9 protein-coding genes are annotated in these 8,258 nt (G+C 37.4%); 5 read left to right on the forward strand and 4 right to left on the reverse strand.

Annotated elements, in window-relative coordinates; translation table 11 throughout:
* The first annotated feature begins 31 nt into the window (after positions 1–31).
* Positions 32–271 carry a hypothetical protein gene (locus E4T92_RS11290; RefSeq protein WP_228063598.1) on the forward strand — a complete coding sequence of 80 codons (240 nt, stop codon included), beginning with the start codon at positions 32–34 and terminating at the stop codon, positions 269–271.
* Positions 229–915, forward strand: coding sequence for a DJ-1/PfpI family protein (locus E4T92_RS10330; RefSeq protein ID WP_228063599.1), 687 nt, complete (start codon positions 229–231; stop codon positions 913–915). Before E4T92_RS11290 ends, E4T92_RS10330 begins: the two co-directional genes overlap by 43 nt.
* A 108-nt stretch (positions 916–1,023) precedes the next feature.
* Here the strand turns inward: E4T92_RS10330 and E4T92_RS10335 are convergent, their stop codons facing one another.
* A complete protein-coding gene (locus tag E4T92_RS10335) occupies positions 1,024–1,347 on the reverse strand; it encodes a DUF5389 family protein (RefSeq protein WP_077542391.1) in 324 nt (107 codons plus the stop codon).
* A 134-nt stretch (positions 1,348–1,481) separates the two neighbouring features.
* On the opposite strand from E4T92_RS10335, the gene E4T92_RS10340 reads away from it, so the two are divergent.
* Complete coding sequence (locus E4T92_RS10340; RefSeq protein WP_135094692.1) at positions 1,482–3,974, forward strand: class I adenylate cyclase; 2,493 nt, start codon at positions 1,482–1,484, stop codon at positions 3,972–3,974.
* Between the two features lie 133 nt (positions 3,975–4,107).
* Positions 4,108–4,737, forward strand: coding sequence for a two-component system response regulator NarL (gene narL, locus E4T92_RS10345; protein ID WP_135094694.1), 630 nt, complete (start codon positions 4,108–4,110; stop codon positions 4,735–4,737).
* A gap of 94 nt (positions 4,738–4,831) precedes the next feature.
* Here narL and E4T92_RS10350 read toward each other — a convergent pair whose 3' ends face one another.
* The 3 genes from E4T92_RS10350 to metN are packed head-to-tail and all read right to left on the reverse strand — an operon-like array spanning position 4,832 to position 7,406.
* Complete coding sequence (locus E4T92_RS10350) at positions 4,832–5,656, reverse strand: MetQ/NlpA family lipoprotein (protein WP_135094696.1); 825 nt, start codon at positions 5,654–5,656, stop codon at positions 4,832–4,834.
* Between the two features lie 33 nt (positions 5,657–5,689).
* Positions 5,690–6,379: a methionine ABC transporter permease gene (locus E4T92_RS10355; protein WP_135094698.1), complete on the reverse strand. Its 690-nt coding sequence runs from the start codon at positions 6,377–6,379 to the stop codon at positions 5,690–5,692.
* On the reverse strand, positions 6,369–7,406 hold the full coding sequence (metN, locus tag E4T92_RS10360) for a methionine ABC transporter ATP-binding protein MetN (protein WP_135094700.1): 1,038 nt from the start codon (positions 7,404–7,406) through the stop codon (positions 6,369–6,371). The genes E4T92_RS10355 and metN overlap by 11 nt, the downstream gene beginning before the upstream one ends.
* A 170-nt stretch (positions 7,407–7,576) precedes the next feature.
* Between metN and gmhB the strand changes: the two genes are divergently transcribed.
* On the forward strand, positions 7,577–8,131 hold the full coding sequence (gmhB, locus tag E4T92_RS10365) for a D-glycero-beta-D-manno-heptose 1,7-bisphosphate 7-phosphatase (RefSeq protein ID WP_077542399.1): 555 nt from the start codon (positions 7,577–7,579) through the stop codon (positions 8,129–8,131).
* Positions 8,132–8,258: the final 127 nt, after the last annotated feature.

The following is an 8,258-nucleotide window of genomic DNA, read 5'->3' on the forward strand; positions in this document are numbered from 1 at the left end:
AATTTACTTATATAAACTAGGAGCTTTAATAATGACTGAATTAAGTAAAAAGCCTGTGCGTGATTTTGCAGAACACGATGCCTATTTTCCATCAGAGTACTCGTTATCGCAATATACAAGCCCGGTAACTGATTTCGACGGTGTGAAATTTGGAACAACTTACACTGGGAATAAAAAGGTATTGATGATCGCTACAGATGAACGTTATTTGCAAATGCAAAATGCAAAATGCAAAATGGTAAATGGTTTTCAACAGGTAATCATCCGGTAGAGACTTTATTACCTATGCTTCATATTCATAAAGCCGGGTTTGAAATTGATGTCGCAACACTTTCAGGTAACCATGCTAAATTTGAAATGTGGGCAATGCCGGCAGAAGATAAAGCGGTGGCAGAAATCTATAATGAATACCTGCCAAAATTGGATAAACCTGCAAAGTTAGCTGATATCATTGATGACGTTACGGCAGAAAATTCTCCGTACGCTGCGGTGTTAATTCCTGGCGGTCATGGCGCATTCAATAAGATTCCGGAAAGTCGTGAAGTAAAACGTGTTTTAGATTGGGCAATGGCAAATAACAAATTTATCATTACGCTTTGTCATGGTCCGGCAGCATTAGTGGCTGCCTCAATAGATAAGGCTGAGAATGATTTCCCATTTAAAGGTTATGAGCTTTGTGTTTTCCCTGATGCGTTAGATGAAGGTGCAAATATTGATATTGGTTATATGCCGGGTAAATTACCTTGGTTGTTAGCCGCTCGTTTGGAACAATTGGGCATGAAAGTGATTAATCAGGGTATTAGTGGTCAAGTTCACAAAGACCGTAATTTACTCACTGGAGATAGCCCGCTTGCCGGTAATAAATTGGGCATTTTAGCTGCGGATGAGTTGCTAAAATCTGTTGGTCTAAAATAATGATTGTTAGAATGCCGTTGATATCAACGGCATTTTTGTTTCTACTATATTTTTCATTTTGTTTGATGATTAGGGGAAAGAATATCGAAAGTAATAAGATTGAACAATCTAGAAAAAACTAACCGCACTTGTGAGACAAATATAAACCAAAATGACGTAGAAGCTGATAGTACTAAGCACTAATAATCTTACTGCGAGATTTGGGTGTTTGGCGTGTAATTTATAAACGATACGTGCAACAATGGCGAGAATAAACGGATAGAGCCAAAAAAAGGTAGAAAATAGATGGCTTTGCTCCTCTGTCAATATTGGGTTTTTAGAAAATCCGGTAGAAATTAATAAGGCAAGGGGCCAAAGTAAAACAGGCATACAAAAAATAGCAAGACCCCAAGCAAATCCGCTAAATTTTGTTGGCATAGATGAATGTTTCATAATTGTAAATTTTATAATGAAAGATAGCGTCCCGAATATAGCAAATGTTGTTCAAGTTGGGTAGTGATTCTTTGCTTTCATTTGCTTGAAGTGGTACAGTATTGCCAACTTTTTCTATCCGGTAGGATGCCGTATTGAAATACGATCTCAATCAAGCAAGAAAATATGTGGAAATACTTGATAAACGCCGTTTGGAACGTGCCTTATTAGGTTCCGGTGACGGGCTACAGCATGTATTATCTTTGCTTCCTTTATTACTTCAATTAAACCATCCGTGTTTACCTGGCTATGTTGTTCAATCTTCTTGTGGGATTGCAGGTTTTAGTTTATCAGCGTATCAGCAGCAATTCCTTTTAGCAGAATATCCATCCTTTTATGAGCAAATTAAGCAACAAATTTACCGCACAAATTCTCCTATTTTAGGTTTGTACGTAATGGGGAGTTTTGGGGCTATTAGCCAAACGAGTTATTCTGATTTGGATACTTGGATTTGCCATCGTGAAGGTTTAACGGAAGATGAAAGGGATTTACTATCTCAAAAAGCTCAGAAAATTAAAGAATGGGCAATGCAGTTTGATGTGGAAATTAATTTCTATTTGATGGATCAGCAGCGTTTTCGTAGAGATTACAATGCTGATTTACTGTCAAATGAGAACAGCGGATCGGCACAGTATATGCTGTTACTTGATGAATTTTATCGTTCTGCTGTTCGTTTGGCGGGTAAGCCTTTACTATGGCTGCATTTATGGGTAGATGATGAGGTTGATTATGAAAAAGAGGTCAAAAAACGTATTGAGGAAGGGACACTTGATCCGCAAGATTGGGTGGATTTTGGCGGATTAGGGCAATTCTCTGCAAAAGAATATTTTGGTGCAAGCCTGTGGCAGCTTTACAAAGGGATTGATTCGCCATATAAGTCCGTGTTAAAGATTTTACTATTAGAGGCGTATTCCAAAGAATATCCGAACACTCGCCTTATCGCTCGTCAGTTTAAGGAAGATCTCTTTTCTGGCAACACCACACCGGTACACCATTTTGATCCCTATATCGCAATACTGATTAAAGTAACGGAATATTTGACCGCACTTTCCGAATTTAAACGTCTTGATTTTGTTCGACGTTGCTTTTATATCAAGGTTACGGAAGATTTGACTCGGCATAAAGTGAGTAACTGGCGTATAAATTACATACGAATTTTGGCACAAGAATGGGGTTGGAACGCTGATTTAATACAAAAATTGAATCGCCGCCCATATTGGAAAATTAAGCGAGTTAAAGAGGCTCATGAAAATTTAGTGAAGTTTTTGATGATGAGTTACCATAACTTAGTGAATTTTGCCCGTAAGCATAAAATTAGCTCAAATATGGTGCCACAGGACATCAATATTCTTACTCGAAAACTTTATACGGCATTTGAAGAATTGCCGGGCAAAATCATCTTGCTTAATACCCAGATTTCCCGCAATTTATCAGAGCCTCATCTCTCTTTTTTGGAAGTCCGTGGCAATAAACATTTCAAAGATGGTTGGTATTTTATTAATAAACTCCCAAGTGAAATGATGTTCTCTGAAGACCGTGTTATTGAATATGCTGAAAATCTCAATACATTGGTAGCGTGGGCTTACTTTAACCGATTAATTACTGCAGAAACAGAGCTTCATTTATTTAGCCCTTCTATTAGTATTGAAACTTTAAGAAATTTTGTCACAGATTTACGTCTTTCTTTTTCAAGAATGGTCACCGGCACCAGCAGTGACGCTTTAACCGCTTCTTGTGAAATTCGTAACATTGTGATTGCAGTGAATTTGACCGTAGATCCGACTTCCTCCATTGCTGAATTTAAAGATCATCTTTCAGCGAGTGATTTATTTAGTTTTGGTCCCTTGGAACAAAACCTTGTAGGCAGTATTGATTTTACTTATCGCAATATTTGGAATGAAATCCGTACTCTGCATTTTGAAGGGCCAAACGCTATTTTGATTGCCTTAAAAGTACTGTCAAATAAAATCTATCGTGGTGTCAATAACCCACGTTCTGTACAGGTTTTTTGTTATAGCCGACATTATCGCCGAGCATTACGTAATCTTGTTAGTGGATTGGTGAATCGTTGTATTAGCATTCGTTTAGGGGAAAGCCAAATGCCGGGCATCCCCCGCTTGCGTGTGGCAGGAAAAAACTGGCAGTTTTTCTTTGAGGAAAGCGGTGTTAGCCTACAAGAAGTGGAAAATGATGGGAAAAGTGCGGTCGATTTCGATGATGTTTTGAAAAGTCCAGTGGATGAAAAAACGGAGACTCACAATGAGGATCGCCAACACCCCGCAGAAATTGATCTTTTTGCAAGTGAAGGGTTCTTACAATTTTTCTTTGAAGATAACAAAGATGGTACATTCAATGTTTATTTACTGAATGAATTGAATCACTTGGAAATTTACCGACACTGTGACGGTATAAAAGATGAAAAAGTAAGACAAATTAATCAACTTTATCAAGTATCAGGAGCGGGTGGGGAGAATCCGTATCATATTGAATCAGGTAATTTTAATTATCCACAGTTTTATCAAATCCAACATAGCCATCAAGGACAAATCCAAATTCTTCCTTTTAAATATCGGCGAAGTTTAAATTAATGACAGTAGTGATAAAATTGATTAGGTTTCCTACACTTCTTGGAATTGTGATTAAATCTGGATTAGAATGGGGAAGTTTTTATAGTGAATGTTTAGGGTGATTTAGAGATTTAAAGATTTAAAGGGGGGAAATATGCAAGAAAAATTGAGGGTTTTGCTCATTGACGATCATCCGTTAATGCGTCGTGGAATGAAACAGCTACTTGAATTAGAGGATAATTTTGAAGTGGTTGCCGATGCAGGTAATGGTTCCGAAGGTATTTCGATTGCGTTACAGACTTCACCGGACTTAATTGTTCTTGATCTGAATATGAAAGGGCTTTCTGGATTGGATACACTTAAAGGTTTGCGTGCGGAGGGGATTGATGCGCGTATTATAATTTTGACGGTTTCCGATGCTAAAAATGATATTTTCACATTAATTGATGCTGGTGCAGATGGTTATTTACTCAAAGATACTGAGCCGGATACTTTGCTTGAACAAATTAAACGAATTGCACAAGGTGAAGTCATTTTAAGTCATTCGATTAAGGATTTATTGGTTGAACGTGAATATCGTCAAGATCCTATGGATTCTTTAACTGAGCGTGAGAAGGGAATTTTGAGTCTTATAGCAAAGGGCTTGTCGAATAAACAAATTGCAGGTCAGCTATTTATTTCGGAAGAAACGGTAAAGGTACATATTAGAAATTTGTTGAGAAAATTAAATGTCCATTCTCGTGTTGCTGCAACAGTATTATATTTTGAGCATAATGGGCGATAATAAACGTTTCTAGAGAAAAGTGCGGGAAGGAATTTTTTTGACCGCACTTTTTATAGGAATGGTGATTTAGTTAATTTTTACAGTTAGGTGAAAATTACCAACCTTTTACAACCCCATCTTTGAAGTGTTTTTTCGCTTCTTGATATACTTCTTCGGTTTGATAGGATTTCACAAAATCTTGCACAGCCTTGCTGTCCTTGTTATCAGTTCTAGCTACAATGATATTCACATATGGGGAATCTTTATCTTCCACAAATACGCCATTATCTTGTGCGTTTAAACCAACTTGTCCTGCATAAGTATTGTTTACTACAGCTAAATCAACATCATCTAGCGCACGTGCAGCGATAGAGGTATCAACCTCGGTTATGTTTAAATTTTTGGGATTGTCAACAATATCTAACACAGTTGAAAATAAATTATTGGCATCTTTAAGTTTTATTAAGCCTTGTTTTTCAAGAAGAATTAAGGCCCGACCACGATTACTTGGATCATTTGGTACGACAACTTTAGCGCCTTCTTGTAATTCACCTACATCTTTGATCTTTTTAGAGTAACCCGCCAATGGATAAACAAAGGAATTACCAACGATTACTAAATTATTGAGATTTTTTGCTTGTGCATCTTGATCTAGATAAGGTTTATGCTGCATTGCATTAGCGTCTAAATCACCAGTCGAAACGGCGGTATTTGGTAACGCATAGTCGTTAAATTCTACGAATTGTACTTCTAAACCATATTTTTCTTTTGCCACTTTTGCGGCAATTTCTGCAACTTGATGCTCAGGACCAGACATCACTCCCACTTTAAGTTTAAGTGGGGTATCTTGAGAGACTTGTGCTTTTTTATCATCTTTGCAACCTGTTAAAATAAGAGCAGAAGCGATAGCTGTGATAGCAAATAAGTTTTTTAATTTCATAAAATTTCCTTCCTGTGAAGTGTTGTGTTTAAATTAACGATGATCGACTTTTTTCGCCAGTGTATCACCGATCTTTTGGCTAATCATAACGAAAAGCACAATGATAATTGTCGCAACCCAAGTAATATAAGGCATATTACGATACACGCCATAGTTGATAGCTAGGCTACCGAGACCTCCCCCTCCTTGGGTTCCTGCCATTGCGGAGTAGCCCACTAAAGTTACTAGTGTTAATGTGATACCGTTAATGAGTGCAGGCAAGGCTTCAGGCAAATAAAATTTACGCACAATTTGCCATTTGGTTGCTCCCATAGCTTGAGCTGCTTCTGTTAAACCATTGGGTATTTCCATCAAAGCATTTGCCGTTAAACGAGCCACGAAAGGCATGGCACAAATACTTAGGGGAATAATTGCGGCAGTAGTTCCGAGTACTGTCCCCACAATAAAACGTGTTACAGGCAATAAAATTAAAAGCAAAATAATAAAAGGAATAGAGCGTCCGATGTTAATTATCGCATTTAATACAAAGTGTGTGCGTGTATTTTGTAGAATTTCATTTTTTCCTGTTAAGAACGTCCATACACCGAAGGGTATGCCTACTACAACGGCGAGTAACGTAGAGGCAAAACTAATATAGATTGTTTCGTAAGTAGCAGAACCAACAACTCCCCACATTTGTGCTGTGAGCTGTTGGGTAAATGTTGCCCAGAAATCATTGAACATAGCCGAGCACCTCCACACGTACATTGTTTTCCATTAGATAGACCTTAGTTTGGGTAATGGCATCTTCATCACCTTCTACTTCTGCGATGGTATAACCAAATTTCACACCACCTGCATAATCAATTTGTGATGTCAAAATACTGAGTTCTACACCAAATTTTTTAGATGCTTGTGAAAGTAATGGCGCATCCACTGAACGACCGGTAAATTCAAATTTAATAATAGGATATGACTTGCTATGCTTCGGTGTATCAGTAAGGTTCGCCAAATATTCATCAGGTAAAGTGATGTGGAATGTGGATCGAATAAAGTCTTGAGCTAATTTGGTTTTAGGATTTGAGAAGATTTCACTCACTGTGCCTTGTTCTACAAGACGACCTTTATCAATTACTGCAACTTGATCACAAATTTGTTTTACCACTTCCATTTCGTGGGTAATCAATAAAATTGTGATACCTAAAGTGCGGTTGATTTCTTTTAATAATTTTAAAATAGATTGGGTCGTAGCAGGATCTAATGCACTTGTAGCTTCGTCACATAGTAATACTTTTGGATCGCTTGCTAATGCACGAGCAATAGCAACACGCTGTTTTTGCCCACCTGACAGATTACTTGGATAGGCATTGCGTTTTTCCTTTAAACCCACTAACTCTAAAAGTGCGGTGATTTTTTCTTGAATTTTTGGTTTTGGTATTCCTTCTAATTCCAATGGCAACGCAATATTTTCAAATACAGTACGTGAGCTGAGAAGATTGAAGTGTTGAAAAATCATTCCGACTTGACGGCGTGCGTGAACCAGTTCGCGGTTGGAAAGTTGTGTGAGTTCTACGCCGTCCACCACAACGGAGCCATTAGTCGGTTTTTCCAATAGGTTGACGCACCGAATTAATGTGCTTTTTCCTGCACCGGATGCACCAATTACACCACAAATTTGTCCTTTTTCGACCTTCAACGAAACATTATCAAGTGCAGTAAGTTTTTTCCCAGCTAACTCAAAAATCTTCGTAATATTATTTAGCTTAATCATATAAGCCCTTGTTCTATTTTCAAATTCATTTCGGTATTCTAGATGTCTAGATTGCTATGTCAATATGTGGCGGGATCTTTTTTAGATGGATTGGTTATAACTTATAGTTTGCTAATTCATAGTATAAAAGGGATAATTTTGTGCAATAGAAGAGAGTGGTGAAAGTTAAAATGAATAAAGCAATTTTTTTAGATCGAGATGGTACATTAAATATTGATTATGGTTATGTTCATGATATTGATCATTTCAAATTTATTGATGGCGCGGTTGATGCTCTACGTGAGTTAAAATCAATGGGTTATCTATTGGTGCTGGTGACAAACCAATCTGGTATTGCACGAGATTATTTTTCTGAAGATCAATTTTTGCAATTAACAGAATGGATGGATTGGTCATTAGCAGAACAAGGTGTGGATTTAGATGGTATTTATTATTGTCCTCACCATCCCGATGGTAAAGGTGAATACAAAGCGAATTGTAATTGTCGCAAGCCGAAATCAGGAATGTTATTACAGGCAATAGAAAACTTGAAGATTGATCCTACTCGATCCGTAATGATTGGTGATAAAGTGGATGATCTAAAGGCCGGAATAGGAGCAAAGGTGAAAACTAATGTACTGGTTCGATCAGGAAAATCTGTGACAGAAGAAGGGGTTATATTGGCAGATTATGTTTTGGATTCTATTGTGGATTTGCCGAGAGTTTTGAAAAGATTAATTAAATAGCAAAATCCAGCTAAATTTCATTCAAACCGTTGCTGTTTTAATCAAAAGATCATTTTTTTAAATTTTTTTGTAAAAAGTGCTTGCATAGGTCTAATTTTTTCCTATAATACGCCCCACACAACGACGC

The organism is Pasteurella sp. WM03 (genome assembly GCF_004570945.1).
Lineage (GTDB): Bacteria > Pseudomonadota > Gammaproteobacteria > Enterobacterales > Pasteurellaceae > Rodentibacter.

Excerpts from the sequence above, each read along its gene's own strand:
- E4T92_RS11290 (WP_228063598.1), top strand. The coding sequence starts at position 32 with ATGACTGAATTAAGTAAAAAGCCTGTGCGTGATTTTGCAGAACACGAT.
- E4T92_RS10330 (WP_228063599.1), top strand. The coding sequence starts at position 229 with ATGCAAAATGGTAAATGGTTTTCAACAGGTAATCATCCGGTAGAGACT.
- E4T92_RS10335 (WP_077542391.1), bottom strand. The coding sequence starts at position 1,347 with ATGAAACATTCATCTATGCCAACAAAATTTAGCGGATTTGCTTGGGGT.
- narL (WP_135094694.1), top strand. The coding sequence starts at position 4,108 with ATGCAAGAAAAATTGAGGGTTTTGCTCATTGACGATCATCCGTTAATG.
- E4T92_RS10350 (WP_135094696.1), bottom strand. The coding sequence starts at position 5,656 with ATGAAATTAAAAAACTTATTTGCTATCACAGCTATCGCTTCTGCTCTT.
- E4T92_RS10355 (WP_135094698.1), bottom strand. The coding sequence starts at position 6,379 with ATGTTCAATGATTTCTGGGCAACATTTACCCAACAGCTCACAGCACAA.
- metN (WP_135094700.1), bottom strand. The coding sequence starts at position 7,406 with ATGATTAAGCTAAATAATATTACGAAGATTTTTGAGTTAGCTGGGAAA.
- gmhB (WP_077542399.1), top strand. The coding sequence starts at position 7,577 with ATGAATAAAGCAATTTTTTTAGATCGAGATGGTACATTAAATATTGAT.